This window comes from Streptomyces sp. NPDC029292, from assembly GCF_055569295.1.
Genome location: NZ_JBVHXR010000015.1, coordinates 47,877 through 74,009 on the forward strand (window position 1 = coordinate 47,877; position 26,133 = coordinate 74,009).

General features: G+C 68.8%; 21 protein-coding genes and 1 pseudogene. 9 read left to right on the plus strand and 13 right to left on the minus strand.

Going from position 1 to position 26,133, the window contains the following annotated elements; genetic code table 11:
* Nucleotides 1-56: 56 nt before the first annotated feature.
* Nucleotides 57-635, minus strand: coding sequence for a TetR/AcrR family transcriptional regulator (locus ACZ4WS_RS29375; RefSeq protein WP_467985085.1), 579 nt, complete (start codon nucleotides 633-635; stop codon nucleotides 57-59).
* A 25-nt stretch (nucleotides 636-660) separates the two neighbouring features.
* Between ACZ4WS_RS29375 and ACZ4WS_RS29380 the strand changes: the two genes are divergently transcribed.
* Nucleotides 661-1,170: an aldo/keto reductase gene (locus ACZ4WS_RS29380; protein WP_467985087.1), complete on the plus strand. Its 510-nt coding sequence runs from the start codon at nucleotides 661-663 to the stop codon at nucleotides 1,168-1,170.
* A 76-nt stretch (nucleotides 1,171-1,246) separates the two neighbouring features.
* Here ACZ4WS_RS29380 and ACZ4WS_RS29385 read toward each other — a convergent pair whose 3' ends face one another.
* Nucleotides 1,247-2,227, minus strand: coding sequence for a TIGR01777 family oxidoreductase (locus tag ACZ4WS_RS29385; RefSeq protein ID WP_467985089.1), 981 nt, complete (start codon nucleotides 2,225-2,227; stop codon nucleotides 1,247-1,249).
* Nucleotides 2,228-2,499: 272 nt separating this feature from the next.
* Here ACZ4WS_RS29385 and ACZ4WS_RS29390 point away from each other — a divergent pair, with 272 nt between their 5' ends.
* The gene (locus ACZ4WS_RS29390) at nucleotides 2,500-4,545 is read left to right on the plus strand and encodes a SpoIIE family protein phosphatase (RefSeq protein WP_467985091.1); all 2,046 of its coding nucleotides are present in this window, start codon (nucleotides 2,500-2,502) and stop codon (nucleotides 4,543-4,545) included.
* 224 nt (nucleotides 4,546-4,769) lie between these two features.
* On the plus strand, nucleotides 4,770-6,266 hold the full coding sequence (locus ACZ4WS_RS29395; RefSeq protein WP_467985093.1) for a metallophosphoesterase family protein: 1,497 nt from the start codon (nucleotides 4,770-4,772) through the stop codon (nucleotides 6,264-6,266).
* A gap of 254 nt (nucleotides 6,267-6,520) precedes the next feature.
* Here the strand turns inward: ACZ4WS_RS29395 and ACZ4WS_RS29400 are convergent, their stop codons facing one another.
* The 5 genes from ACZ4WS_RS29400 to ACZ4WS_RS29420 form a co-directional block, all read right to left on the minus strand.
* On the minus strand, nucleotides 6,521-7,336 hold the full coding sequence (locus ACZ4WS_RS29400) for a DUF427 domain-containing protein (protein ID WP_467985095.1): 816 nt from the start codon (nucleotides 7,334-7,336) through the stop codon (nucleotides 6,521-6,523).
* Nucleotides 7,337-7,540: 204 nt separating this feature from the next.
* Entirely contained in the window at nucleotides 7,541-7,732 is a 192-nt protein-coding gene (locus tag ACZ4WS_RS29405; protein ID WP_467985097.1) for a hypothetical protein, read from the minus strand.
* A gap of 151 nt (nucleotides 7,733-7,883) precedes the next feature.
* Complete coding sequence (prcB, locus tag ACZ4WS_RS29410) at nucleotides 7,884-8,738, minus strand: proteasome subunit beta (RefSeq protein WP_467985099.1); 855 nt, start codon at nucleotides 8,736-8,738, stop codon at nucleotides 7,884-7,886.
* A 112-nt stretch (nucleotides 8,739-8,850) separates the two neighbouring features.
* On the minus strand, nucleotides 8,851-10,254 hold the full coding sequence (sthA, locus tag ACZ4WS_RS29415) for a Si-specific NAD(P)(+) transhydrogenase (protein ID WP_467985101.1): 1,404 nt from the start codon (nucleotides 10,252-10,254) through the stop codon (nucleotides 8,851-8,853).
* Between the two features lie 323 nt (nucleotides 10,255-10,577).
* Nucleotides 10,578-11,042 (minus strand): Hsp20/alpha crystallin family protein, encoded by a 465-nt coding sequence (locus tag ACZ4WS_RS29420; RefSeq protein WP_467985103.1) that lies wholly within the window; start codon nucleotides 11,040-11,042, stop codon nucleotides 10,578-10,580.
* Here ACZ4WS_RS29420 and ACZ4WS_RS29425 point away from each other — a divergent pair.
* From ACZ4WS_RS29425 to ACZ4WS_RS29445, 5 genes and pseudogenes are all read left to right on the plus strand, one after another.
* Nucleotides 11,042-11,125: pseudogene (locus tag ACZ4WS_RS29425) on the plus strand (hypothetical protein); the annotation flags it as partial. The gene ACZ4WS_RS29420 and the pseudogene ACZ4WS_RS29425 sit on opposite strands and share 1 nt — an antisense overlap.
* Nucleotides 11,126-11,296: 171 nt before the next feature.
* On the plus strand, nucleotides 11,297-11,599 hold the full coding sequence (locus tag ACZ4WS_RS29430) for a MerR family transcriptional regulator (RefSeq protein ID WP_467985105.1): 303 nt from the start codon (nucleotides 11,297-11,299) through the stop codon (nucleotides 11,597-11,599).
* 58 nt (nucleotides 11,600-11,657) lie between these two features.
* Nucleotides 11,658-12,359 (plus strand): alpha/beta fold hydrolase, encoded by a 702-nt coding sequence (locus ACZ4WS_RS29435; protein ID WP_467985107.1) that lies wholly within the window; start codon nucleotides 11,658-11,660, stop codon nucleotides 12,357-12,359.
* A gap of 60 nt (nucleotides 12,360-12,419) precedes the next feature.
* Nucleotides 12,420-12,839 (plus strand): hypothetical protein, encoded by a 420-nt coding sequence (locus tag ACZ4WS_RS29440; protein WP_467985109.1) that lies wholly within the window; start codon nucleotides 12,420-12,422, stop codon nucleotides 12,837-12,839.
* Nucleotides 12,840-13,085: 246 nt separating this feature from the next.
* A complete protein-coding gene (locus tag ACZ4WS_RS29445; protein WP_467985112.1) occupies nucleotides 13,086-14,987 on the plus strand; it encodes an AMP-dependent synthetase/ligase in 1,902 nt (633 codons plus the stop codon).
* 211 nt (nucleotides 14,988-15,198) lie between these two features.
* Here the strand turns inward: ACZ4WS_RS29445 and ACZ4WS_RS29450 are convergent, their stop codons facing one another.
* The 5 genes from ACZ4WS_RS29450 to ACZ4WS_RS29470 all read right to left on the minus strand — a co-directional run bounded on the left by ACZ4WS_RS29450 (nucleotide 15,199) and on the right by ACZ4WS_RS29470 (nucleotide 22,709).
* Nucleotides 15,199-17,043, minus strand: a complete 1,845-nt coding sequence (locus ACZ4WS_RS29450) for a sensor histidine kinase (RefSeq protein WP_467985115.1) — start codon at nucleotides 17,041-17,043, stop codon at nucleotides 15,199-15,201.
* On the minus strand, nucleotides 17,040-17,738 hold the full coding sequence (locus ACZ4WS_RS29455; protein ID WP_467985117.1) for a response regulator: 699 nt from the start codon (nucleotides 17,736-17,738) through the stop codon (nucleotides 17,040-17,042). Before ACZ4WS_RS29455 ends, ACZ4WS_RS29450 begins: the two co-directional genes overlap by 4 nt.
* Before the next feature lie 145 nt (nucleotides 17,739-17,883).
* A complete protein-coding gene (locus tag ACZ4WS_RS29460; RefSeq protein ID WP_467985119.1) occupies nucleotides 17,884-18,519 on the minus strand; it encodes a DUF6629 family protein in 636 nt (211 codons plus the stop codon).
* Nucleotides 18,520-18,732: 213 nt separating this feature from the next.
* Entirely contained in the window at nucleotides 18,733-20,229 is a 1,497-nt protein-coding gene (locus ACZ4WS_RS29465; RefSeq protein ID WP_467985122.1) for a long-chain-fatty-acid--CoA ligase, read from the minus strand.
* Nucleotides 20,226-22,709 carry a SpoIIE family protein phosphatase gene (locus tag ACZ4WS_RS29470; RefSeq protein WP_467985125.1) on the minus strand — a complete coding sequence of 828 codons (2,484 nt, stop codon included), beginning with the start codon at nucleotides 22,707-22,709 and terminating at the stop codon, nucleotides 20,226-20,228. The genes ACZ4WS_RS29465 and ACZ4WS_RS29470 overlap by 4 nt, the downstream gene beginning before the upstream one ends.
* Before the next feature lie 291 nt (nucleotides 22,710-23,000).
* On the opposite strand from ACZ4WS_RS29470, the gene ACZ4WS_RS29475 reads away from it, so the two are divergent.
* A complete protein-coding gene (locus ACZ4WS_RS29475; RefSeq protein ID WP_467985128.1) occupies nucleotides 23,001-24,263 on the plus strand; it encodes a PucR family transcriptional regulator in 1,263 nt (420 codons plus the stop codon).
* Nucleotides 24,264-24,545: 282 nt separating this feature from the next.
* On the opposite strand, the gene mdlC is transcribed toward ACZ4WS_RS29475, so the two are convergent.
* A complete protein-coding gene (gene mdlC / locus ACZ4WS_RS29480) occupies nucleotides 24,546-26,129 on the minus strand; it encodes a benzoylformate decarboxylase (RefSeq protein ID WP_467985130.1) in 1,584 nt (527 codons plus the stop codon).
* Nucleotides 26,130-26,133: the final 4 nt, after the last annotated feature.

Consider the following 26,133-nt stretch of genomic DNA (forward strand, 5'->3'; position numbering starts at 1 on the left):
GGGGCCTCCTCGGACCGCTGCTCCGCTGCTCCGCTCTCAGCGCACGCCGCGCCCGCTCATGGACTCGGGCGCCGGACGGCGTCCATGAGCAGGTCGAGCATGCGTCCCAGCTGCTCGCGTCCGCCGGCCAATGAGGTGGCGGTGAACATGCCGACGACGGTGGCGATGATGTCGTCGGCGCGGACATCGGCGCGCAACGTCCCGACAGCCGCGCCGGCATCGAGAATCGTCTGCACCGCGGAGCTGAGCTGTTCGCGCGCCTGGGACACCGTCACGGCACCGGACGCGAAGACCGCCCGCAGCGCGTCGGCCATCTCTCGCTTGGCTGTCGCGTAGTCGGCGAATCGGTCCATCCAGCTGCGCAGGGCACGGTCGGGTGCCTGCGTCGCGAGGAGCTGTTCGGCGCCGGCGCACAGGAGGGCCAGCTCCTCGCGGTACAGCGCCTCGACCAGGGCCTCACGGGTGGGGAAGTGCCGGTAGAGCGTGCCGATCCCGACGTCCGCGTCCCGTGCGATCTGCTCCAGCGTCACGGCCGCCTGCCCGGACGCGAAGGCGGCACGCGCGGCATCGAGGAGACGTACGCGGTTGCGCTCCGCGTCGGCGCGCAGCCGTTTGGGCCTGTCCTGGCTCGACACTATACGGAGGTCCCTCCGGTTTCCTGTGCTGGAGAAGCGGAGGACCCTCCGCATTGCCGGATGTCACTATGCCACGACAGGAGCACGCACTCATGACGGCAATCAATGCGCCGACAGATCCGTCCGCGCCCGCGCCCGGTGGGACTGCGAAGCTGGCGGGGCGCACCGTCGCCCGCATCGGCTCGGCGTCGTATGCGTTCAGAACGCCTACAGCGTCCTCGACCGTTCCGCCGAACCACTGCTCGACCTGTGCCGCGAGCACGGCATCGCGTGGGTGCCGTACTTCCCGCTCGGATCGGCGTTCCCGGGCCTGCCGAAGGCGACCGACAGCCGTACCGTCATCGCCATCGCCGACGACCTCGCCGCCACTCCGGCCCAGGTGGCACTCGCCTGGCTCCTGGCGCGTTACGACGGCACGCTCCTGATCCCTGGAACGTCCAACGCCTCTCATCTCGCCGAGAACGTCGCGGCGGGAAGCGTCCGGCTGCCCCCGGAGGCGGTCTCGGCACTGGATCAGCTCGCCGTGGTCGGCTGAGGCTCTGCCTCTTTCCCGTTGGTGTCGTGTCCCCGTGTGCGTCTGCCGCGGCGAGTAGGCGCAGCAGCGAGCCCCTCTACGACGTGCGGGAACCGACGGCTCTGTCGGCAGGACCACGGCCGCCGCGCACGCGCCGCACCAGGTCGTCGGCGGCCTCCGGCCACTGGGCATGTTCGAAGGCGAAGCCTGCTTCGAGGAGGCGGCCGGGGACGACGCGGCGGCTTTTCAACAGGAGTTCGGTGTCCGAGCGCAGCGCGAACGCGCCGAGCTCCGCCATCCACTTCGTGGCGGGCAGTCCCGCCGGGACACCCCACGCGCCGCGCAGCGCGCGCATGAACGTGCGCTGCGGCAGCGGAACGGGAGCGGCGAGGTTCACCGGTCCGGCGAAGTCGTCCCGTTCGGCCAGGAATTCGACCGCGCGGACGAAGTCGCGGTCGTGGATCCAGGACACATACTGCGCGCCGCCCGCGACCGGGCCGCCCAGGCCGAGACGCGCCAGCCACAGCAACACGTCGAAGACGCCGCCGCGATCGGGGCTCATCACCATGGCAGAGCGCAGGGCGACCTTGCGAGTGTGCGGAGTATCGGCTTGTTCCTGCGCCCGCTCCCAGGCTTTGGCGATCTCGACGCTGTACGCCCAGTAACCCGGGGCACCGGGTTCAGCTCCGCCGATCACACCGGTCGACTCGTCGTTGGGTGTGTCGAAGCGGTGGGCGTAGACGGTGGCAGTGCTCATCTGCAGCCACACCCGGGGAGGCCGTGCGGCCGCCGCGATCGCCTCACCCACGACCCGCGCGGAACGTACGCGCGAATCCATCATGGCCTGCAGGTTGGCCGGGGTGTAGCGGCAGCTGACGCTGCGCCCGGCCAGGTTGATCACCACGTCGCTGCCGTCGATCACCTCGGCCCAGGCACCCAGACTCTCACCGTCCCAGCGGACGTCTCGCTCACCCACCGGGTTCCTGGTCAGGACCACGATTTCATGGCCTGCGGTGGTCAGCGCACGGTTCAGGATCGCGCCAACCTGCCCGGTTCCTCCGGGTATCACTATCTTCATCGGGGCCCCCTTGGCGTGTAAGACGATCCTAACCCAGAAAATTGAACACGTTCAAAATCGAGAGGAACCGACGCGGTTTACCGAAGGCCCGGCGCGTCACCCGTACGGCGGGTGTGCGGAATGCGGCGTGCGCCGCCACCGGGCCCGCCACCTGCGGTTCGTCAGCCGGCCGCGGTGCAGGTGTTGCCCTCCGGAGTGCGTTGTGACGTAATCGGAGAACCCGCAGGGCGGATCTTGGCGGTGCCGGTGCCGCGCCGGAAGGAGCGGCTGGTATGCAGGGGTATACAAGCGCGGACGACGACGGGGTCACCGCGGCGCCGGGAGGGCTGCTGGACCTGTTGCAGGTCGCGGCCGTGGTACTCGACGCCGACGGGCGCATCGTGTTGTGGAGTCCGGAGGCCGAACAGCTCCTCGGATATCGGGCGGAGGAGGCGCTGGGCCACGGCGCCGACGAGCTCCTGGTATCGCCCGACAACCGGCTGCGGGCCCGCGAGCTGTTCGCGCAGGTACGGTCGGGAGCCAGATGGGCGGGAGTCTTCCCCCTCCAGCACCGGGACGGTACGGAACGCCCGGTGGAGTTCCGCACAATGCGGCTGCGGGACAGAGACGGGCAGGCCCATCTGCTGGGCCTGGCGACGGACGCCACGACAGTGCGGCGCGTGGAGCGGGATCTGGCCCTGTCGCACAGCCTGGTCAATCAGACACCGGTGGGCATCGCGGTCTTCGACAACGATCTGCGGTGGGTGGGGGTCAATCCGGCTCTGGAGCGGATCAACGGTCTGCCCGAGGAAGCGGTTCTGGGACACCGCGTCGGGGAGGTACTGCCGAATTTGGACGTGGAGGCCATCGAGTCGCGCATGCGCCTCGTCCTGGCCAGCGGCAAGCCTCTGCTGGACCAGCAGACCGTCGGCCGCACGGCGGCGGACGCCGAGGACCGCGCGTACTCCGAGTCGTACCACCGCATCGAGGACTCCGACGGGCGCGTGCTCGGGCTGGCGATGGCCGTCATCGACGTCTCCGAGCGGCAGCACGCCGCGGCCGAAGTCTCCCAGGCGCGTGAGCGCCTGTCCGCGATCGCGGACGCCGGCGCGCGCATCGGCACCACACTGGATCTTCAGCAGACCGCCCGAGAACTGGCCGACGTGGCGGTACCGCAGCTGGCGGACCTGGCGGCCGTCGACGTACTGGAGGCGGTGGTCGCGCACGGCACCACCACCGCGGTCACCGGGGAGGCCCATGCCGAGTTCAGGGCCCTGGCCGTCGCGGCCGGTTACCTCACGGACGCCATTCACGCCGCCGACCCGGTGGGCGAACTGGCCACCTACAGCTCGACGCGGATCATCACCCAGTGTGTCCGAGAAGCCAGGCCGATCCTGGTGGAACGCGTGGACTCCGGCATGATGCGACGTATCGCGCGGGACTCCCACGCCGCCCAGACCCTCCGCGCGGCGGGCGTCCATTCGTACCTGGCCGTCCCCTTGGTGGCCCGGGGCGAAGTGCTGGGCACGCTCAGCCTGTACCGCACCATCAACTCGCGCTCGTTCGACGAACAGGACCGCATCCTCGCCTCGGAACTCGCCGCGCGCGCGGCGATCTGCGTCGACAACGCCCGGCTGTACGGACGCGAGCGCACCGCGGCCCTGACGCTTCAGCGCAGCCTGCTGCCCCCCACACCCGTGGAGCACGAGGGCCTCGACATCGCCGCCCGTTACCTTCCGGCGTTGAGCGAGGTCGGCGGGGACTGGTACGACGTGCTGCCCCTGAGCCGCGGGCGGACCGGTCTGATCGTCGGCGACGTGATGGGCAAGGGCGTCCAAGCAGCCGCGATCATGGGGCAGTTGAGCACCGCCACCCGCGCTCTCGCCCGTCTCGATCCGCCTCCCGCCGAGCTGTTGGGCCACCTCGACGACATCACGGGCTCACTGGGTGACACGATCGCCACCTGCGTCTACGCCGTATGCGACCCCCGTCGGGAAACCTGCGAGCTGTCCAGCGCCGGTCACCTCCCGCCCGTCATGATCCGCCCCGACGGCAGTGCGGACTTCCTCGACGTGCCCGGCGGCGTACCCCTCGGGGTCGGCGGCGTGCCCTTCGGCACCATGGAGCAGGAACTGCCTCCGGGCTCCTTGCTCGCCCTGTACACCGATGGGCTGGTCGAGAGCCGCACCCAGCCCCTCGACACCGGCCTGGAAACCATGAAGCGGCTCCTCCAGAACACGCAGTACTCCTTGGAGCGGACCAGCGACATGCTGCTCGGCACACTGCGACCCGAACCGGACGACGACGTCGCGCTGTTGCTGGTCCGCACGCGCGCCTGAACGGTCGCCGAGGCCAGGGTCAGGCCTCCTGGAAGTTCCGGTCGGGCAGGCCGAGTCCGGTGTCGACGACAACGGATGGGCGGCGTGCAGGACACAGGCATTGACTGGCATGTCGGCCGAAGGAGTACCTCCGACGCGACCAACTCTCAACCAGTCAAAGTCAGTTGTCCCCGACGAACAGGCCCCCCTCTCGCCCTCCGGAAGATCGTTGTTACGGTTCACCGATGTCTGACTCTTCACGCGACACCGCCGAGGGCGCCGGATGGGGTGCTCCAGAACCGGGCCACTACACACAACTGATGCCGGACCGGGTGGAGAAGCTCTCGTGGCTCAACCCGAAGACGCTGTGGCCCGCGCGCAACGGCGTGCTGGCCTCGTGGTTCGGAGACCCCACGGGGCGCACCCGCAGCCGCTGGGTGGAGCAGCGGACAGCCGCCGGCGTGACCGACGCGGTGATCCGGCGCGACGATCCGGACCACTTCTCCTTCATGGTCATCGGAGACACCGGCGAGGGAGACGCCCCGCAATACTCCGTGGTCCCAGGCTTTCTGAAGGTCAGTCAGGGGACGAAGTTCGCCGTCCTCGCCAGTGATGTGGTCTATCCGGTCGGCAGCGCCGACGACTACGGCACGAAGTTCTGTCGCCCGTACAAGGACTACCAGGCACCCATATATGCGATACCCGGCAACCACGACTGGTACGAAGACCTCCACGGCTTCATGCGCGAGTTCTGCGCTGCCCCGCCCCTCGCACCGCAGGCCCCGCCGCGCCGGCTGACGCGGGCCTGGCTGCGGTCGCTGCTGTGGCACACACCGCGCGCCCCCGATGAGCAACGCCTTGCCGGCGCACGGCAGTTGCGCTCAGCTCTCGCCCAACAGGCCGTCCAGCCCGGCCCGTACTGGGCCATCGATGCCGGACCCGTGCGCATCGTAGGCATCGATACGGGTCTGCTGGGGACCATCGACGCCGAGCAAGGCCGGTGGTTGCGCGAGGTGTCCAAGGGCGACATCCCCAAGATCCTCGTCACCGGCTCTCCCTTGTACGTGGATGCCGAACACCATCCCTGCCCCATCGAAGGGGGTGGCACCGTCGACGACATCGTGCGTGATCCCGAGCATCACTACGTCGCCGCCATAGGGGGCGACATCCACAACTACCAGCGCTACCCGGTGCGGGTGAACGGCCGCACCATCCAGTACGTCGTCGCCGGCGGCGGCGGTGCGTTCATGCACGCGACCCACACCATCCCGCGCGTCTCCATCGCCGACGTCACCGAGGACGACTTCCGCTGCTATCCGCTGCGCGGCGACTCGCTGGCCTTCTACAGCAGACTCTACGGACGCCGCCTGCGCATGCGGCGCTTCTTCGCCCTCACCGAAGCCCAGGCCATGGCCATCATCGCGGAGCGCCTCGGCATTCCTCTGACACGCACCCCGGGCACGCCCGCTCAAGTCACCCTGCGCACTCGCCTGGTCGCGAGCCTGCTGGGCGCCGGCAGCCGCCCCGACCGCAGGTCACGCTTCCGCCTCCCGGTGCGCAAGGCCTACACCCAGCTCTTCTCTCCGGGCTCGGCGACCTACAGCCCGCCCTTCTTCAAGTCCTTTCTGCGCCTGGACGTCACCCCGACCTCGATCCGTCTGCGCTGCTTCTCCGCCACCGGCAACCGAGAGCAGGAACTCGACCCACCCGTCGAGGACGAGGTGACCATCCCCTTGCCCTGACGCGCAGCGCAGACGCCGGGTCCCGTCAGGGAGGCGACGGCGATGGTCATGGGCTTGCCACTCCTTCGTCGACGGGCCGGTCCTGATGGCGTGCCTGCCGGACCGGGTCGGAGACGGGCAGCGCGGCGATCAGCCGCGTGGCTGATGAGCAGCGCCGCGAAGCCCGGTCGGCGACCACCCCCCTGTTGTGGGTGATGAGGAGGCCGCCGACCCCCGTGGCGCTGCGGGCCGCTGCCTGCGACAGCCCGGCCCCGTCACGTGGACGGTCGCGTCGAGAGTGTGTGGGTGAACAGCGTGACGGGGCGGTCCACGCGTTCGCCGTCCACGGAGATGTCGACCGCTTCGTTGTAGAAGGCGAGGAGCCCTTCGACGGCGGCCACCGCCGGCAAGGGATTCCGGTAGCTCCAGACGACGTTCGTAGGGACGTCGGCTTCCCCCTGCCACGACCAATACTCCGCGGTGCCCTTGTACGGGCATCCGGTGCTGTGGTCGGTGGGGACAAGCAGGTCGAGCCGGACGTCCTCGCGCGGGATGTAGTACCGGACCGGCAGGCCGGTCTCGAAGAGCAGCACCGGACGCCGGGTGTCGGCGACCACCGTGCCGTCGATCTCGACCCGGACGTGGCGGCTGCTCGGCAGGGCGTCCACCCGCTTGTGCGGGTCACGAGGGTGGATGAAGATCTCTTCCTCCTCCTCGTACCAGTGGTCGATTCCCCTGCCGCTACGCCGGAACCACTCGAAGGCGATGTGCCCGGCCAAGTCGTCGGCGGGGAACGTCCAAGCCGCGTTCTCCAGCAGGTCGCCGCCGACTTCGAGGTCGTAGAAGATCCGCGATCCGGCGTGGGCGCCCGTCGGCGGGTTCTTCGCCGGGCGGAGCAGGTCTTCACGGACCTCTTCGCGAGGGAAGGCGTACAGCGGAACCGGCAGTCCGGGCTCCCACACCAGCACGGGACGCCTGCTGTCGACGACGGTGACGTCGCCCTTGCGGCCGCGTACCCAGCGTTCGCTGGGCTCCCACAGGATTCCTTCCGGCGTCGTCCGGACGCCCTGCGCGGTGAGAAACGTGCTCATGACCGGCTCTCCTTCGGCTTGCTCACGCGGTGACCTCGGCGACGTAGGCGCTGTTCTGCGCCCTGCCGCGAACCTGCTCTGGGCGACCGAACACCCGCAGGTACTCGTCGACGTTACGACTGTGTCGAGGCTCGGAGGGACGAACACGGCGGAGCAACTGAGTCGCCGGGTCGGGCAGGCGGCTGACCGTCGTTTCCGGCACGTCTACGGGCAGTCGGCCTCGGGCGTGTCCGCCGCGGCCAAGGACGCGACGAGGACGGCGAGGACCGGCAGGGCATCACGGACGGGGACCGTCTGCACGACCACGCGGCGCGCGTGCGAGACGGTCGCGTTGATGGTCTCCACGACGGCGGATACTGCCGCCGCTACGGCCTGGGTTCCGGCCTCCGTGATCACGGCGTCGACGTGGTTGCGGACCAGGGCGGTGTCCGCGACTCGGCACTCGATGTTCGCAAGGCATCAGTAGGCGTAACACGGTGATGCACGAAGCAGGTTGTGCAGGGCGAGCCTCGCTCCCCGCCGGCACCGTCGCTGTCCCCATCACTGCTCACAGAGCGGCGGTCGGCCCATCCGGCTGGTTCCGGCGCTGTTCGACCATCTGACGGCTCATTTCCTCCGTCTCCGACTCGGGCAGTCGCTCGAAGCCCTCCTCCGTGATGACCGACACGATGGGGAAGATCCGGCGACTGATGTCCGGACCACCAGTGGCCGAGTCGTCGTCCGCCGCGTCGTAGAGGGCCTGGAGCGCGGCGAGGGCCGCCTCGCGTCGGGACATGCCCTGGTGGAACAGCTTCTTCAACGCACCCCGGGCGTATGGGGAGCCGGAGCCCTCGGCGTGGAAGTCCGTCTTCTCGTAGGGGCCCCCGGTGACGTCGAAACTGAAGATGCGTCCGTTCTCGCCGTCGGGGGCCTTGACGTCGTAGCCGACCAGCAGCGGCACCACGGCGAGGCCCTGCATGGCTTGGCTCAGGTTCTGCCGGATCATGTCGGCCAGCCGGGTCGCCTTCGCCCTGAGGGTCATCGGGATGCCCTCTATCTTCTCGAAGTGCGTCAGCTCGACCTGATAGAGCTTCACCATGTCCAACGCGACTCCCACCGTGCCCGCGAAGGCCACCGCGGTGTAGTCGTCCGTGGGATGCACCTTCTCCAAGTCGCGCTGCGCGATGAGATTTCCCATCGTGGCCCGCCGGTCGCCGGCGATCATCACGCCGTCACGGTAGGTGAGAGCCAGTACCGTGGTTCCGTGCGGAAACCGGTCAGCAGCGGCCTCAACTCCCTCTGGGAGAAGTTGGCTTCCGCGCAGCATGGCCGGACGGTGAGCTGCCAGGAACTCAGTAAAGGACGAACTCCCTGGAGCAAGGAATTCGTCCCCTAACCGGCCGCCGGATTCACTCTGCGTCATGCCTCTCCTCTCTCAGCCCTACGCGCACAACCGCCCCCTACCAACGGCAGGCAGACGGGAAACGCCTCCGTTCCGGGTGAGTCATGGTTGACCAGCGGAGACGGGGTCTTGATCAGTCCCTCAGCCGGTCGATCTGCCGGATCTTGTTGGTCGCGTCGAGGGCGGCGACCTTGTAGGACTCGGCGAGCGTCGGGTAGTTGAACACCGCGTCGACGAGGTAGTCGACCGTGCCGCCGCAGCCCATGACGGACTGCCCGATGTGGATGAGTTCGGTGGCGCCGGTGCCGAAGCAGTGCACGCCGAGCAGTTTGCGGTCGTCGGGCGAGACCAGCAGCTTGAGCATGCCGTGCGAGTCGCCGATGATCTGGCCCCGGGCCAGTTCGCGATAGCGGGAGATGCCGACCTCGAACGGCACACAGTCCTCGGTGAGTTGGTCCTCGGTCCGCCCGATGAAGCTGATCTCCGGGATGGTGTAGATGCCGATCGGCTGGAGGTCGTGCATCCGGTGCACCGGCTCGCCGCAGGCGTGGTACGCCGCCGTACGGCCCTGCTCCATCGAGGTCGCGGCCAGCGCGGGGAAGCCGATGACGTCGCCGACAGCGTAGATGTGCGGCACCTCGGTGCGGTAGTGCTCGTCCACGGTGATCCGACCGCGCCGGTCCGCGGACAAGCCCGCCTTGTCCAGGTCGAGTTCGTCGGTGAGCCCCTGCCGGCCCGCCGAGTACATCACGGCGTCCGCGGGGATCTTCTTGCCGCTCTCCAGGATGGTGAGCGTGCCCCGGGGATGGCGTTCGACCGCGGCGACGGTCTCCCCGAACCGGAAGGTGACGGCCAGATCCCGCAGGTGGTACTTCAGCGACTCGATCACCTCGACGTCGCAGAAGTCGAGCATCCCCGGCCGCTTCTCGACCACCGTGATCTTGCTGCCGAGGGCGGCGAACATGGAGGCGTACTCCATGCCGATCACACCGGCGCCGACGATCACCATCGAGCGCGGCACCTGTTCCAGGTTGAGGACGTTGTCGGAATCCATGATCGTCCGCCCGTCGAACTCGACGCTCGCGGGCCGCGCCGGCCGGGTGCCGGTGGCGATGACGATGTGCTCGGCGCTCAACTCCCGTTCGCGACCGGTCACTTCTCGCAGGGCGATGGTGTGGTCGTCCAGGAAGCGGCCGGTGCCGGCGAAGAGAGAGACGTGGTTGCGGGACAGCTGGCTGCGGATGACGTCCACCTCACGGCTGACCACGTGCTCGGTTCGCGCGGTCAGATCGGCGACGGTGATGTCGTCCTTGAGGCGGTAGCTCTGGCCGTACAGATCGCGCTGGGTGAGGCCGGTGAGGTACAGGACCGCCTCGCGCAGCGTCTTGGAGGGGATGGTTCCGGTGTGTATGGAGACCCCGCCGACCATGTCGGGGCGGTCTACGACGGCGACCCTGCGGCCGAGTTTGGCCGCGGCGATGGCGGCTTTCTGGCCGCCAGGGCCGGATCCGATGACAAGCATGTCGAAGTCGGGCACCCTCCGGAGTCTGTCAGCCCGAAGCCCTCCCTCGAAAGGGTGAACCGGTGACTGGGCGCGCCAATCCCCCAGGGCGCCACGTCCGTTCTCGAGTCGGCGAGGGGGCGGCGGTTGCTCCGCCACTGGCCTGCCGAGCACCCGACTGACGGACAAGCCGTGGCCCGGCTGCCCCTGCGCCTCCTCCGTGGCCCGGCTGCCCCTACTCCATGGCCCGGCTGCTCTGCACCCCTCCCACGTGGCCCGGCTGCCCGAGAGAGATCAGGAAACCGGGTATCGCGAAGGCCGGACGCCCTCGCGGGAGCGTCCGGCCCTGACGGGATGCGTCACTCGGCGCCGGTGGTGAGCTGCTTGGCCTCCGCCGCCTCGCTCCGCTGGATTTCGATCTTGCGGGGCTTGGCGTTCTCCATCATCGGGAGCCTCAGCGTAAGGACACCGTTGTCGTAGCTCGCGTCGACCCGGTCGACGTCGAGGTCGTCCGGCAGAGTGAGCTGTCGGCGCAGGGTGCCGCGGACCCGGCTCTGCACGTAGACCGTGTCGCCGTCCTGATGGTCGGCCTGACGCGTCGCCTCGATGGTCAGCGTGCGCCCGTCGAGGGTGACGTCGAGGTCTTCCGGTCGCACGCCGGGCAGGTCGAGCCGGATGACCAGGTCGCCGTCCCGACGCAGGACGTCCATCGGCATCGAGGTGCCCGTGGAGCGGGTGCTGTCCACCTCGTCGAACAGCCGACGGGTGAGCCGGTCGAAGTCGGTGAAGAACGGGTCCAGGTTCAGCCTCTCCAGCAGCGTCATGGCTGGCACTCCTTCCTCTCATCGCCGTTGTCCGTCGGCGACACCTCTCGGTGCGCCGTTGCACTGTCCTTGCATCTCCATAGTAGAAAACTTACGAGTCGAGTTGCAAGTTTCCTTTCAAGATTTTTTGGGCCGTCAGCCGCCCGACTCCAGCCGCCATCAGGACCGGCGCTCCCCGCCGCTCTCCCCCCACCTACGCGTTCGAGATAAGCTGAAACTCGCAGTACAGGTTTCCGTGGAGGTGGAGCACCTCGATGACACTCCCGATCGACGATCCGCATGCGCCGATGTTCACCATCGGGCAGGTGGCGGACATACTCAGCGTCGAGCAGGCATTTCTGCGCCGTCTCGACCAGCAGGACGTGGTCCGCCCGGCGCGATCCCAGGGGCATCAGCGCCGCTACAGCCGCCGGCAGATCGATCAGGTCGCCGAAGTGTGCGCCCTGATCAGCGAGGGGCTGACCCTGCCGGGTGTCCGGCGCGTGCTGGAACTGCGGGCGCGCATCGTCACGCTCGAGGCGGAACTCGCCCACGAGCGGGCACACCGTGCCCCCTGAGCCGGACGACCGTGGGCTTCTCGGCTGATTGTCAGACCACTCCGATACTTTCTCCGGCATGACGGAATTCGTACTCGTGGCAGGCGCGTGGCTGGGATCGTGGGCGTGGGACGAGGTGGTGCCCGAGCTGCGTGCGGCCGGGCATGGCGTCCACCCTGTGACGCTGTCCGGGCTCGCCGAGAAGCCGCACGTTCAGGCAGGGCAGCAGACTCACGTCCAGGACATCGTCGGCGAGGTCGAACGTCTCGATCTGCGCGACGTCGTCCTGGTCGGACACAGCTACTCGGGCATCCCGGTCGGTCAGGCCGCCGGGCGGATCGGCGACCGGCTGGCCCACGTGGTCTTCATCGACTCCGAAGTTCCGGTCGACGGCGGGTCGTTCGCCTCGGGCTGGTGGCAGGGCCAGGCCGCGTTCGAGGCGTCACTTGCCGAGCACGACGGCTTCTGGGCCCCGCTGACGGCGGCCGACTGCGAGGGCCAGGGGCTCACCAGCGAACAGATCGCGCGGATAGTCGGCGGCTCGACACCGCACCCGGGCGCGACGTTGACCGAGCCGGCCGTGCTGGCCAGCCCGCTCGGCGACGTTCCGGCGACCTACATCAAGTGCCTGCTCGACGGCGACGAGCCGAACGACACCGTGGCCGAGCTGCTCAAGAGCGAGCACTGGCAGCTGGTCGAGCTGGACACCGGCCACTGGCCGATGTTCTCCCGGCCGCGCGAGCTGGCCCGGATTCTGCACCAGTCGGCCGTGGGGTCCTGAAGTCCAGCCCTGAGCTCACGGCCCAAGGTCCCTGTCAGTGCCGGGCCGTAGGGTCCGGCCATGAGCATTCCCACCGTTGAGGACTCATGGGCGCGCATCGATGCCTGGCTGGCCCGGCACACCCCCATCAGCCACGCACGGCTGCGCCCGCCGGCGTCCGAGGCAGCGATCGGTGACGCCGAGCGCATGCTCGGCGTCACCTTCCATCCCGATCTGCCTCTGGACCTGCGCATGCGCACCCTTGCCGCCGAAGCGTGGGCGGCCCGGCAGATGGTGCAGCCCTCGTGGCGGGGTGACGGCGGGCCGGTGTCCCAGGACGACTCCAGTGCCTGGGCGGTGCGGGACAACGCGGCCCGTGCGCTGCGGCAGTTCATACAGCTGCCGGTGCCCGTCGCGGCCGCGACGATCCTCCACGAGCGGATGTCGGTCCGCTGGCGGACCGAACTGGCAGATGACCTGGCCGGATCCAGTCTGCCTTGATCACATCCTGTGCTGTTCCCTGACTCGTTGTCAGTGGTGGGTGGCCGTCGCCGCCGTGGTGCTCGCGACTCTCGCCGGCACCGGCTGTGCCCTGACGACACAGCCGGGTCGGATCGCCACGCTCATCGGGCGGCGGGCCGGTCGGCGAATCCCGGCACGGGCATCGCCGGTGTGGGCTAGATTCGGGAATCCTCGGCACCGGCGACTCTGGGTGGGGCCACGTCGAGGAGAATTCCGGAGCGGCGAATGCACCAGTCCGATTTTCCTCCACCGGCCACAGCACTGATGCAGGGGGGACTCGCCGACAGCCTCTACCAAGCGGCACGCGACAACCCCGGCCTTCCGCAGATCGCGCGCCGCACCGACGCCTCCTCCACGGCCTGGACGCCGGTCACCGCCGCCGAGTTGTGGGGCGAGGTGGTCGACCTGGCCAGAGGGCTCGTCTCATCCGGCATCCGGCCCGGCGACCGCGTCGCCATCATGGCGCGTACGCGCTACGAGTGGACCGTGCTCAGCTACGCGCTGTGGTCGGTGGGCGGGGAAGTCGTTCCGATCTACCCGACGTCGTCCCACGAGCAGGTCGCGTGGATCCTCCAGGACGCGCACTGCGTCGCCGTGGTGGTCGAGGACGAACAGGGTGTCATGACGGTCGGCTCGGCGTGTGCCGCGCTGCCGTTCCTGCGCCACGTCTGGCAGTTGGACACCGGAGCGCTGTCGCAGCTGGTCCAGCGAGGCCGGGCGATTCCGGCGACAGCGGTCGATTCGCTCCGCCGGATCGTGCTGCCCGACTCGACCGCGGTGATCGCCTACACCTCCGGCACGACGGGACATCCCAAGGGCTGCGCCCTGGCGCATCGCAGCCTGGCGAGCCCCTGCGACACCATGCTCGCGGGCTACAGACACACGACGGCTCCGCCCGGCGAGCAGCCTGCGATCCTCGCCTTCCTGCCCTTCTCCCACGTGTACGGGCTCATGATCCAGGGGCTCTGTCTGCGCGGCGGCATCCTGATGGCGCACGAACCCGATCTGCGCCAGGAGGCGCTCTCCGCGGCCCTCCAGTCCTTCCGCCCCACTTATCTGTACGCCGTTCCGTTCGTCTTCGAGAAGATCTACAAGAATTTTCTGCGCACGGCCCAGCAGACGGGCCGTGGCGCACTGTTCGAGCGGGCCGTCCGCACCGCGCAGGACTTCGCCGTCGCCGCCGAACGCCACCGGCTGGGCACCGGCCCCGGTCCCGGCTTCGACTTGCGACTGCAGCACTCCCTCTACGAAAAAGCGGTCTACAGAAAGCTCCGCGCCGCACTGGGCGGAAGAGTCTGCGGCGCGGTGTCGGGCGGCTCGCCCCTCAACCGTGAACTCGCCCTCTTCTACGCGGGAATCGGCATCTTCGTGCACGACGGTTACGGGCTCACGGAGACAAGCGGAGGAATTACGGTCCAGCCCATCGGGCGTGAGAAGTTCGGGACCGTCGGCCGCCCCATGCCGGGCACGGACATTCATGTGGCCGACGACGGGGAGATTCTGGTGTGGGGGCCCTCGGTGTTCCAGGGATACATCAACGACGCTCCGGCCACCGAGGCCACGTTCCAGAACGGTTGGCTGGCGACGGGGGACATCGGCCGTGTCGACGCCGAGGGATATCTGACCATCACCGGGCGCAAGAAGGACATCATCATCACGAGTAGCGGAAAGAGTGTGGCCCCCGCGGCTCTCGAAGAGCGTCTGCGGGTCCATCCGCTCATTCATCAAGCCGTCGTGGTGGGGGACAACCGGCCGTGTGTAGGAGCCCTGATCACTCTGGATCCCGAATTCGTCGCGCACTGGCGCGCGTCCCGGGCCAAGGGTGAAACGCCGGCCCGGGACGCGCGCGAGGAGAACGAACTGCGGGAGGAGGTCAGACGCGCGGTCGCCGCGGCCAACAGCACGGTGTCGCGCTCGGAATCCATCCGGGTCTTCCGCGTCCTCCCGGAGTCCTTCGATCTGGCCAACGGACTGCTGACGCCCTCGATGAAACTGCGCCGGGACGCCATCGCACGGCGTTTCGCGGCCGAGATCGAGGCGATGTATCAGACGTCTTCGCGCGTTCCACGGGAGTACATGCTGACTGAGCCGTCGATCTGGGAGGACTCGGACAACGTATTCCGGTGAACCGCTCGGGCTCCGTCGCGGCGCGGGACGTACGTGCCTCCCAGAAGGGACCTCAGAGGCGTCACGCGGCTCCTGACTTCCGGCTGCTTGATGGTGTTCATGGGCCCACCTTGCGCCCCGGAAGCCGCCGCAACCAGATCCCTCCTGTGACCAGGACCGCTGATCCTGGTACTGGAGCCACCACCGTCCCCGGGAATGCGCCGGTCACACGTCAGTCGGCCCCGGCGGCGGGACGGGCGGGCTCCATGGCTGCGGGAAGCCACAGGGTGAAGACCGAGCCGGTGCCGAGTTCACTGGTCACCGTGACGGTTCCGCCGTGGGCGGCGACGAGTTGGCGGACGATGGCAAGGCCGAGACCACTGCCGCCGGTGCGTCGGCTGCGGGACTTCTCGGCCCGCCAGAAGCGGTCGAAGACGCTGGGCAGGTCCTCCGGGGCGATGCCGCTGCCGGTGTCGGCCACATCGAAGACGACCTGACCGTCCTCGCGGCGGGCGGAGAGGGTGATCGTGCCACCGGGCGGAGTGTGGCGCGTCGCGTTGGACACCAGATTTCCGAGCGCCTGCCGCATCCGCACCGGGTCCGCGTCGAGCCACGGCGTGCCGTCCACCGTCGTGCGCAGGCGCAGGCCCGACGCCTGTGCGCCGCCGCGGTGCGCCGCCGCGACCTGTTCGAGAAGTTCGTCGGCGCGGATCGCCTCGCGGTGCAGCCTCAGGGTGCCCGCGTCGGCGGCCGCGAGGTCCTGGAGGTCGTCGATGACGCGCTGGAGGACCACCGCCTCCTCGTGCAGGGAGGCGAGCAGCTCGGGGTCCGGGTCGACGACGCCGTCGCGGGTCACCTCCAGCCAGCCCCGGATGTTGGTGAGCGGGGTGCGCAGTTCATGGGCGATGTCGCTGACCATCGCCTTGCGCTGGGCCTCCATGCGTTCGCGGCGCTCGGTCAGTTCGTTGAACGCCACGGCCAGGATACCGGTCTCGTCCTGGGTGGTGACGGGAACCCGTACGTGCTGGTCCAGCGGCTGCTGAGCCGCCTGCGTCAGCGCGCGCAGGGGGCGTACGAGCCTGGTGGCGACCAGCGCGGTCACGGCCACGGTGAGGGCGAGGACGAGACCGGCGACGCCCACGACCTTGGCCTTGTTGGCCGCGGACATGTCGAAGCGCGGAACGGCGCTGTCTCCCGTGCCCAGGAACAGCTCGGCGGCCGGGGCGACATAGGGGGCGAGCTGTGCACGACGTGCGCTGTCGATGCACTTGTTCGTCGTCGCTTCGGCCTCGTCGCGCTTACCGCTGAGGGGCCTTTCCACCGCGTACCTGAGCTTCATGGCCGTGGCCGTGAAGTCGACCGTGACGTAGGCGGGCGGGGCGAGGTGCACATCCTGGCCGGCCAGGCACGCGTCGGCGCGCTTCGTCAGCGCGGCCAGGGCCTTCTCCTCGGTCGGGGTGGGGGCGTTGAGTTTCCCGTCGGCGCACTCCGTGGGCAGATAGCCGAACTCCACGCTTCCGTCCGTGTTCGTGAGCACCGAACGGCCGCTCGGCATGCGCGTGATGACGGTGTCGATGGCGTTGCGCGCGAAGCACAACCGGCGCACCGTCGCCAGCTTGGCCACCCGCAGGCGCTCGGTGGACGTCAGCCGGTACGGGCCGACCGCGCGCGGATCGATGCCGCTGAGCTGCGCTCCGGGCTCCGTGAAGGTGTCGGTGTGCAGCGGGTCGACGGTGGCGGCTGCGCGGGGCGGCAGAGCGGTCCCGCGCGCCGCGGAGTCGGCGATCGTCGTGCGGTCCGCGGTCGTCAGCGCGATGCGCCGTCCGCTCTTGTCCGACAGCTTGCGCAGGGTCTGCGTGACGCCGGACCAGTCGGGATGGGTCGCGGCGTATCCGCTGAGCTGCCGCAGGATGTCCATGTCGTCGGCGAGCACCTGGCCCTGTTCTTCCTGGAGGGCGCGGGTGGTGGTCTGCATCGCCAGCCAGGCGGTCGCCGCCACGGAACACAGGGCGATCAGCACCGATGTGATCAGCAGCCGTACCAGGAGGCTCTTGCGCAGGGGTATGCCACGGCTCACGCGCGCTCGCCTCTGAGCTTGTATCCCACGCCGAAGACCGTCAGCAGGCGGACCGGTCTGCGCGGGTCCGCCTCGATCTTCCTGCGCAGGTTCATGATGTGCACGTCGATGGCGCGCTCGGTCGAGGCGCGGTCGATGCCGCGGGTGTGGTGCAGCAACTGCCGACGGGAGAACACCCGCTCGGGTTCGGCGACCATGGCCAGCAGGATCTCGTACTCGGCCGGAGTGCACTCCACGGGCGAGCCGTCGCAGGACACCTCGTGCCGTACCGGATCCACCGCGATCCCCGCGGCCCGTACGACCGGATCGTCACGCCGTTCGGAGACGGCGCGTCCGCTGCGCCGCAGGACGGTGCGGATGCGGGCCATCAGCTCGCGCGGGCTGTACGGCTTGGTCATGTAGTCGTCCGCGCCGAGCTCCAGGCCGAGCAGTACGTCGTCCTCCGCGGAGCGGGCGGTGAGCATGAGGACGGGGATGTCGTCGTCCTGGCGCAGCACCCGGCACACGCCCAAGCCGTCGACCACCGGAAGCATCAGGTCCAGGACGACGAGGTCCGGCCGGTGGCGCCGCGCCTCATCGAGCGCGGCCCCGCCGTCATGGACCACGGTGGCGGTGTGTCCCTCCTTCAGCAGGGAGCGGCGTATCAGCTCCGCCTGCATCTCGTCATCCTCCGCGACCAGCACATATGCGCACACGGGCCGATGCTAAGCGCAGAGGACCGGAGAAAGGGCCGGTGAGAGGGGGTTCCCACACCCTGACACCTTTCTCACATCTGCCTGCGAGGCTCGCGAACCGGGACGGCGTCGAGAACCCCCGCGACGAGGCGGTGTGACGACAAGGTCATCCTGACTGCGCCCGACCCGGGCCGGGCCGTCGTCGGCGCACCCACCCGAACAGAGCCACCGAACACACCGCCGCGAAGGCGCACCACGTGGAGACGAACTCCAGTTGCCACAGCGCCCAGCAGATCACCGCGCCTATGGCGACCAGGACGCCGAGCAGCAGCAGTCCGCGGTCGCCGGAGAGCAGCAGGGCGCCGACAGTGGCGAGGAGGTAGCCCGCGATGAGCAGTTCCGCGTGGGACAGGTCGATGACATAGCCGACGGTGTGGTCGCGGATCTCCGCCGTGACGGGACGGGTGGCGAGGGCGTACGACAGCCCGGCGGCGGTGGCGAGACCGGACGCGAGAGGGACCATCAACCGGCGCCGGACGTGCCGCGGCGCCGCGCACAGCACGCCCACCGGCACCCACACCGCCAGCAGCGGAAGGGCGATGACGGACCAGACGACGGTGGCGGGGCCCGTACCCCCGCCGGAGTCCCACACCACGGACTCGACGATCTGGTGAGCTCCGAGGAGCAACGGAAGCGCGGCCAGCGGGAGATCGCCCGCTCTGCGCACCTGTGTCACACAGGCGACTCCGACAGCGGCGATACCGGCACCGGCAGCCAGATCGGCCGTCGCACTCCAACACATCGCGTCACCATGGGTCCGCCATCACGTGATTCCGCCTTTACAGTGCACAACGCTACGGCGCCGAGCTGGGCGATGACCAATCGCTGGGCGTTCGAGGCGCTGGGCAGCGGGGTCGGCCTGGTGTCGCTGTGGCGCGGGGGCGGTTCGCCGCTGGGTCCGCCGCTGCACTGAGCGTCGGACAGATCGCAGACCCGTCCCGGGCCAGTCGCCTCATCACCTGCCCGGCTCGGGCGGCGGGACGATCTCCCGCTTGAGGATCTTGCCGGTCGGTCCCTTCGGCAGCGCGTCCACGATCCATACCTTCCGCGGATACTTGTAGGCGGCGACCTGACGCTTGACGTACTCACGCAGTTCCTCGGCTGTCGTTCGGGCGCCCGGCTTGAGAACGACCACCGCCCCGACCTCCTCACCGAGATCGGGGTTGCGGAGGCCGATGACCGCGGCGTCGGCGACGGCCGGATGCTCGTACAGCACATCCTCGACTTCGCGGGGGTACACGTTGTACCCGCCCCGAATGATCACGTCCTTCTTCCGTCCGACGATCCAGAAGTATCCGTCCTGGTCGACCCGGCCGATGTCGCCGGTGTAGAACCAACCGTCCCGGATCGCGGCGGCGGTCTCCTCGGGGCGTTGCCAATACCGCTTCATCACGTTGTGCCCGCGGATCGCGATCTCGCCGGTTTCCCCGTGCGGTACCTCCGTGCCGTTGTCGACCACCCGCATCTCGACGCCCCGGATCGGGGTGCCGACCGAACCGGGCCTGGGTCCGGCCCGCAGGGTGTTGAACGAGGCGACGGGCGAGGTCTCCGACAGTCCATATCCTTCGAGCACGACGCAGTCGAACGCGGCCTGGAAGTCGTGCAGCACCTGAACTGGCATCGCCGCGCCGCCGGAGAGGGACACGCGCAGCCGAGGGACGGGGTAGGCGTCTCGGTCGGGCTGCCGCAAGAGCCTGCTGAACACCGTCGGCACCCCGGCGAAGACGGTCACCCCGTGCTCGCCGAGGGTTCCCAGTGCCTTCCCGGCGTCGAAGCGCGGCAGCAGCGTGAGACACGCGCCGGAGGCGACGGCGGCGTTGAGAGTGCAGGTCTGTCCGAACGCGTGGAACAGTGGCAGCCCACCGAAGATCACGTCGTCGGCGGTGAGCTGGAACAGCTCGGTGGCCACGATGTCGCAGTTGCGGGTGAGGTTGGCGTGGGTCAGTTCCGCGCCCTTCGGCTGACCGGTCGTCCCCGAGGTGTAGAGAATCACTGCGGTGTCGTCATCGTGACGGTCGGTCAGGTCCTCGACGGGTGGGGCGGACACCAGCAGCTCGTCGAATGAGCCGGGACTGACGACGACCGCCTCGGCCTCGGCCTGCTGCGCACCGGTCCGTGCCTCGTCGGCGAAAGCGTGCCAGGCGAACAGGAGCCGGGCACCTGAGTTGCCGAGGTAGTAGGCGACCTCACGGGACTTGAGCAACGGGTTCATCGGAACGACGATGCCGCCGGCCCGGAGTACGCCGAAGTACGCGAGAGCGAACTCCGGCACGTTGGGCAGCATGATCGCCACTCGGTCCCCGGGCTTCACGCCACGATCGTGGAGCAGTCCGGCCAGGCGGGCGCTGCCCTGGTCGAGCGTGCGATAGGACACGGCAGCGTCCCCGAGACGGAGCGCGGCGCGATCCGGATGAGTCCGGGCGCTGCTCACCATGTGGGATGCGAGATTCATGTCTGCTCCTCTCCTCGACTTTCTGGGTCTTTCTGCCACGCAGCCCCAGCGGGGTCGGGAGGGATGCCGACGTCGCTCTTGCCCTCGACCGGTTGGGGCAGATCTTGTTCCGCCCAGACGACCTTGCCGCCCGTTGTCCAGCGGCAGCCCCAGCTACGCGACAGCTGGGAGACGAGGAGGATGCCGCGGCCGTACTCGTCGGTGCTGCGGGTGTGACAAAGGCGTGGGAAGGACCTGCTGGCGTCGGATACTTCGCAGGTCAGCAGGCGGTGCTTGATCAGACGCAGGGCCACGGGGCCGGCGCCGTGGCGGATCGCGTTGGTGACCAGCTCGCTGGCGATCAGCTCCGTGTCTGTGATCAGGCTCTCCAACCCCCACCGGGTCAGTTGCCGGGCCACCGAGCTGCGGCCACTGCTGACGACGGCCGGGTCCCGGGGCAGGTCCCAGGACACGGTCTGGCACGGATTCAAAGCACGGGTCCGGGCCAGGAGCAGGGTGACGTCGTCGGTTGGTGACTGGGTCGGCAGTGCCTCGATCACTGAGGAGCAGAGGTCGTCCAGGGGCCGACGGGGTTGGGCTGCCAGGGTGGCGCCCAGTTGCCGGATTCCGATGTCGATGTCCCGGTCGCGGGTCTCGACCAGGCCGTCGGTGTAGAGGGCGAACAGGGTCCCCTCGGGCACTTCCATCTCCACGGCTTCGAAGGGGACCGAGCCGACGCCGAGTGGGGCTCCGGTAGGGAGGTCGGGGAACGTGACCTTGCCCTGCGGGTCGACGACAGCGGGCGGGGGGTGCCCGGCCCGTGCCATCGTGCACCGCCGGGTGACCGGGTCGTAGACGGCGTACAGACAGGTGGCACCGGTGACCATGGGGCTTCCCTCCCCGTCGTCGTCCTCCTCTGCCTGCCGCCGGACCATGTCATCGAGGTGGGACAGCAACTCGTCGGGGGCCAAGTCCATGTCCGCCAGCGTGCGCACGGCCGTTCGGAACCTTCCCATGGCCGCTGCGGCGTTGATGCCATGCCCGACCACATCCCCGACAACAAGCGCCACCCGGGCGCCGGACAGCGGGATCACATCGAACCAGTCGCCACCGACGCCGTTGTCCGCGTCGGCCGGCAGGTAGCGCGAGGCCGCCTCCATCGCCGCGCTGTCCCTCAAGCCGTGCGGAAGCAGATGGCGTTGAAGAGCGAGGGCCGCTGTGTGCTCGCGGGTGTATTGGCGAGCGTTGTCCAGGGACAGTGCGGCCCGGGTGACCAGTTCCTCGGCGAGGAGCAGGTCATCCTCCTGGAACGGCATCGGTTCCTCGGTGCGGACGAACACGGCTACACCCAGCGTGGTGTGCCTCGCGCGGATGGGGACAAGCATCATGGAGTGCATGCCGTTTTCACGAATGGACTGCGCCCGCGCGGGGTCGATGTCGACCCATGTGCCAGGAGAGGTGTCCAGGATGGGTTGCAGGTGAGAGGCGCCGGAGGAGAGCACACTGATCCAGGGTGAGGTCGGCGGGACGAAGATCGGCTCGCCGCGTGCCCACGGCGACTCGGGAGTCCCCGGGTGGATCGAGGCCAGGCCGGCGCGGCGAAAGGCCGGACTGCGCTGCCCTGTCGGGCTGATGCGGGGGGCGGGTTCGTCACCGAGCGGGACGCACTCCGCCAGGTCGACGACGGCGTAGTCAGCCAGGAGGGGCACGGCGAGGTCGGCCAGTTCCTGGCTGGTCTGCATCACGTCCAGGGTGCTGCCTATCCGGGTGCTGGCCTCGCTGAGGATGGCGAGCCGCTCGCGGGCCCGCTGGTTGCCGGTGACATCCACGCTCATGGAGCACACCCCCAGTGGCCGGCCATCGGCGTCGCGCAGGCAGAAGAAGGAGGCCACGAAGGCGTGCTCTCGGCGCTGATCCGCCGGCGGCCATGCCCGGTATTCATGGACCGCGGTCAGGCCGCTGCTCAGCACCTGGCGCATCACCGATTCGAGCGCCTCGGATTCGAGGCCGGGCAGCGAGTCCGGGAGGCGCCGTCCGAGCCGCTTGTCACGAGGGACGCCGTCCTGAAGTTCGCTGACGTCGTTGACCCAGGCGCAGCGCAGTTCCACATCACGCACGACGATGCCGATCGGTGTGCGGGTGAGAAGCGACTCCCGCACCGATCCGGCGGTCTCCACCGCGGAAAGCGCGGCGATATTGGTGCCGGAGACGAGCCAGTGGACTGCTCCGTCGCGCCCCCACAACAGCGAGACACGCAGGCTTACATGGAGTGTGTGGCCGTCGCGGTGATGGATCGTCGCTGTGCCGGACCAGCCGCCCCGGGCGCGGCGCTGCTCGCTGGCCGCCCATACGTGCAGTGCGTTCTGGAGAAAGGGCAGCACGAACGAGGCGGGCCGGCCCACCACCTCCCGGGCCGAGTAACCGACAAGCCGCTGCGCGGTGTTCGTCCAACCGACCACCGTGCCGTCGCCGTCGATCATCGCAATCGCAGAGTCGGGCACCTCTCCAGCGCCTCGGACAATATTGGTCAACGCCGATCACCCCTAGGACGTTTTCGAAGAACGGCTTGAAGGCGGGTCGATCCCCCCAGTTCGCGCGCCGGAGGGTCCCGTCAGTAACCAGAGGCTAGGCGTGGACCGCACGACAACCACTGGGCGCGCAGTACGACCTTCGGGTTGGAATTGGTGCCGCTGAACCAATCCGTCGGCGGTATTCGCGCAGGCTCGCCGGAGTGCGGCCCATCGCGCCCCGAGGAATCGGATAGGTGACGGACCACCCTGTACGGTTGAGGTATGGCTGCGGAGCATCCAGAGGCCGCAAAACAACTGTCCGTGGTCGCGGGGAACGTAGGGTCACACCTCCCAGAGGTCAGCCGCGACGTAGGGGAGTACGTTATTGCCGAGATCCCGGAGCTCAGGGGCGACGCAACCGTCATTAAAATCCTGCAGGCGAGCGTCGCGGAAAATGTCGCCACGTTGCTGCACGTTTTCGAGAACGACATGCCTCTGGACAAGATCGAGGGGCCTGCGGCTGCTCTTGAGTACGCCAGGAGGCTGGCTCAGAGGGGTATCTCCCTCAGCGCGATGGTCAGGGCCTACAGGATCGGCCACTGGCGTTTTCTGCAGTGGTGTCTGGACGAACTCAACCGACAGGACGCCGACGAGGATCTCGCGACAGCGACCAACCGGCGCATGCTGCAGGTGAGCTTCGGTTACATCGACCGGGTAACCGAGCATGTCATCCTGGTCTACCAACAGGAACGCGATCACTGGCTGCTCAGCCAGACCGCCGCGCGCGCCGCGCGCGTGCGAGACCTCCTCACCGAGAAGGACGTCGACCTCAACTGGGCTGAACCAGCCCTTGGTTACCGGCTCCAGCAGCATCACCTCGGGCTGGTGGCCTGGTTGCCCACACTGACGGGTGGGGGTGAGGAACTTGCTCGACTCGACCGGATCACCAATGAGATCGGCCGGGAGCTCGACTGCCCCGCCAGGCCGCTGTTCGTCCCCCGAGACGCAGTCTTGTCCTGGGCTTGGCTGCCGTTCGGCTCGCGCAACGACGTCTCCTGGAAGCAGCTTTCGAATGCGGTCGAGCGCAGCGATCCTTCCGTGCACGTGTGTGCTGGATGCGTGGGGTACGGCATCGAGGGATTCCGCTCCACGCATCGGCAAGCAGTGCGCACGCAGGAACTTGCGGCAGTGGCCAATCCAGCCCCCCAGTTCACAAACTTCTCCCATGTCGGTCCCATCGCCTTGATGGCTACGAACGTCGGCGACATGCGCGCGTGGGTGTGGGGCGTCCTGGGTCCGTTGGCCGTCGATGACGAGAACAGCGCACGGCTTCGGGAGACCGTGCAGATATTCCTGGGCACCGGCTGCAGTTACACCGCCACCGCCAGCGCTCAAATTCTCCACAAGAACACCGTGCAGTACCGCATTCGGAAAGCCGAGGAAATCCTTGGATACCCCGTCCAGCAAGAGCACACCGATCTGGAAGTCGCACTGCTCGCCGTTGAGTACCTCGGCTCGACGCTCCTTCGCGTCAGCCTCGCATGAAATGCATCGGTGATGCCGTCACTGGCGATGTGGGCGGGCAACGGGCCGGCCACGCGAACGGCCGGGGCCCAGCTCGTTCGATGGGCTTTGGCATAGCCGACCATACGGCCGGAAGGCATCGGAGACGGCAAGGCCCGTGACCGGCTCGCCCACGGATCCGGAGAGCACGCAGCCGATCCCACCGCCCTCGCCCGGCCTTCCGGCGACGGCGGTGGGACAGACGCACCGCGCCCTGGAAGACCGAGTTGAAGGCGTCACGATCGGATCGTGCGGGCTCGTGCCCTACAACATGGCTTTCTGGGGCTCCGTGAGCACAACGATGACCGTGGTGGTGCTGGCGGACAGGGCCGCCTTGAACTCCCGCTCCAGGTCCTCGGTGGTCTCCACGTCGACGGCTCGGCATCCGAAACCGCGGGCCACGGAGGCGATGTCGAGCCCGGGCAGGTCGAGTCCCGGAACGCCCGGCGTTTCCTCCAGCACCGCGAACGACTTGAGGATGGAGTACTCGCGGTTGCGCATGACCACGTACACGATCGGGAGGTTGTGCTGGGCCGCCGTCCAGATGGCCTGCACGGAGTACTGGAAGGAACCGTCACCGATCAAGCCGACCACCGGCCGGTCAACGCCCCTGTCCCGGTCGCCCAGCGCGACCCCCACCGCCGCCGGGGTGCCCCATCCGATGCCTCCGCTGGCCGTGGCGAAGAACGATCCGGTCCGGGTGGTGGGGAGCCACTCGATCTGCTGCGCCATCGTGGAGGTCGACTCGTTGACGAAGACCGCGTCGGGCGGCATGACCCTGCTGAGGGTGGCGTAGACCTCCGGCGGGGTGAGCGGGCTGTTCGGCGCCTGCGGCAGCTCGCGGGGCCGCGCCATCGGCTCGGGCATGGCGCGTGCGGATCCCTCAGCGACCATGTCCAGGAGCAGCTCGATCGCCAACTTGGGATCGCCCAGGAGGCTGTCGCCCACACGCGCCGCCGCAGCAACCCCCGGATTACCGGTGATCTGCAGCAGTTCGGTGCCGTCGGGCAGGTAGTCGCCGGGCACGTAGGGGTAGTAGCGGAACACCTCCGCGCCGATCACGACCACCAGGTCGTGCCCGCTCAGCCGGTCGCTGATGGTCTTCACCGACATGCCGAGTGGGCCGCGGAAGAAGGGGTGGTCCTCGGGGAAGGAGGCGCGGTCCAGGAGCGGGGCGCCGTAGACGGCCGCGCGCAGCTTTTCCGCCAGGGCGACGGCCGCGTCCCAGCCGCCGCTGCGGTCGACCTCCGGCCCGAAGACCAGCGCGGGACGACGGCTGGCGGAGATGCGATCGGCGAACAGCCGCAGGCGCTGGGCGTCGGGGGCGACGCGGTCGCTGACGGTCCGGATCCGGGTGAATCCGGACAGGGGCCGCTTCCAGTCGTCCATGGGAATCGACAGGTAGACCGGTCCCGCCGGCGGCTGCAGCGCCTCCGCGTAGGCCCGCATGAAGGCTTCTGGTACGTCTTCGGCGCGGGCCGGCTCGTAGGACCATTTCACCCACGGCTTCGGCAGTGTGGTGGCCTCCCGGTTGCCGAGATACGGCTCCCCGATCACCAGTGCCCGATACTGCTGTCCCGAGGTGATGATCAGGGGCGTGTTTCCGTGGTAGGCCGCCACCAGGTTGCCCACCGCGTTGCCCAGCCCGGCCGAAGAGTGCACGTTGACCAGTGCGGGACGGCGGGTGACCTGGGCGAAGGTGTCGGCCATCGCAATGACGGACGCCTCCTGCAGCGCCAGGACATAGGTGAAGTCCTCGGGGAAATCCTGCAGAAACGGCTGCTCGGTGGAGCCGGGATTACCGAAGACCGTGGTGAGTTTCAGGGTCCGCAGCAGATCGTAGGTCACGCTA

Excerpts from the sequence above, each read along its gene's own strand:
- ACZ4WS_RS29430 (WP_467985105.1), top strand. The coding sequence starts at position 11,297 with ATGACACTCCCGATCGACGATCCGCATGCGCCGATGTTCACCATCGGG.
- ACZ4WS_RS29395 (WP_467985093.1), top strand. The coding sequence starts at position 4,770 with ATGTCTGACTCTTCACGCGACACCGCCGAGGGCGCCGGATGGGGTGCT.
- ACZ4WS_RS29475 (WP_467985128.1), top strand. The coding sequence starts at position 23,001 with ATGGCTGCGGAGCATCCAGAGGCCGCAAAACAACTGTCCGTGGTCGCG.
- ACZ4WS_RS29390 (WP_467985091.1), top strand. The coding sequence starts at position 2,500 with ATGCAGGGGTATACAAGCGCGGACGACGACGGGGTCACCGCGGCGCCG.
- ACZ4WS_RS29445 (WP_467985112.1), top strand. The coding sequence starts at position 13,086 with ATGCACCAGTCCGATTTTCCTCCACCGGCCACAGCACTGATGCAGGGG.
- ACZ4WS_RS29385 (WP_467985089.1), bottom strand. The coding sequence starts at position 2,227 with ATGAAGATAGTGATACCCGGAGGAACCGGGCAGGTTGGCGCGATCCTG.
- prcB (WP_467985099.1), bottom strand. The coding sequence starts at position 8,738 with ATGACGCAGAGTGAATCCGGCGGCCGGTTAGGGGACGAATTCCTTGCT.
- ACZ4WS_RS29400 (WP_467985095.1), bottom strand. The coding sequence starts at position 7,336 with ATGAGCACGTTTCTCACCGCGCAGGGCGTCCGGACGACGCCGGAAGGA.
- ACZ4WS_RS29465 (WP_467985122.1), bottom strand. The coding sequence starts at position 20,229 with ATGAATCTCGCATCCCACATGGTGAGCAGCGCCCGGACTCATCCGGAT.
- ACZ4WS_RS29460 (WP_467985119.1), bottom strand. The coding sequence starts at position 18,519 with ATGTGTTGGAGTGCGACGGCCGATCTGGCTGCCGGTGCCGGTATCGCC.
- ACZ4WS_RS29440 (WP_467985109.1), top strand. The coding sequence starts at position 12,420 with ATGAGCATTCCCACCGTTGAGGACTCATGGGCGCGCATCGATGCCTGG.
- ACZ4WS_RS29420 (WP_467985103.1), bottom strand. The coding sequence starts at position 11,042 with ATGACGCTGCTGGAGAGGCTGAACCTGGACCCGTTCTTCACCGACTTC.
- ACZ4WS_RS29435 (WP_467985107.1), top strand. The coding sequence starts at position 11,658 with ATGACGGAATTCGTACTCGTGGCAGGCGCGTGGCTGGGATCGTGGGCG.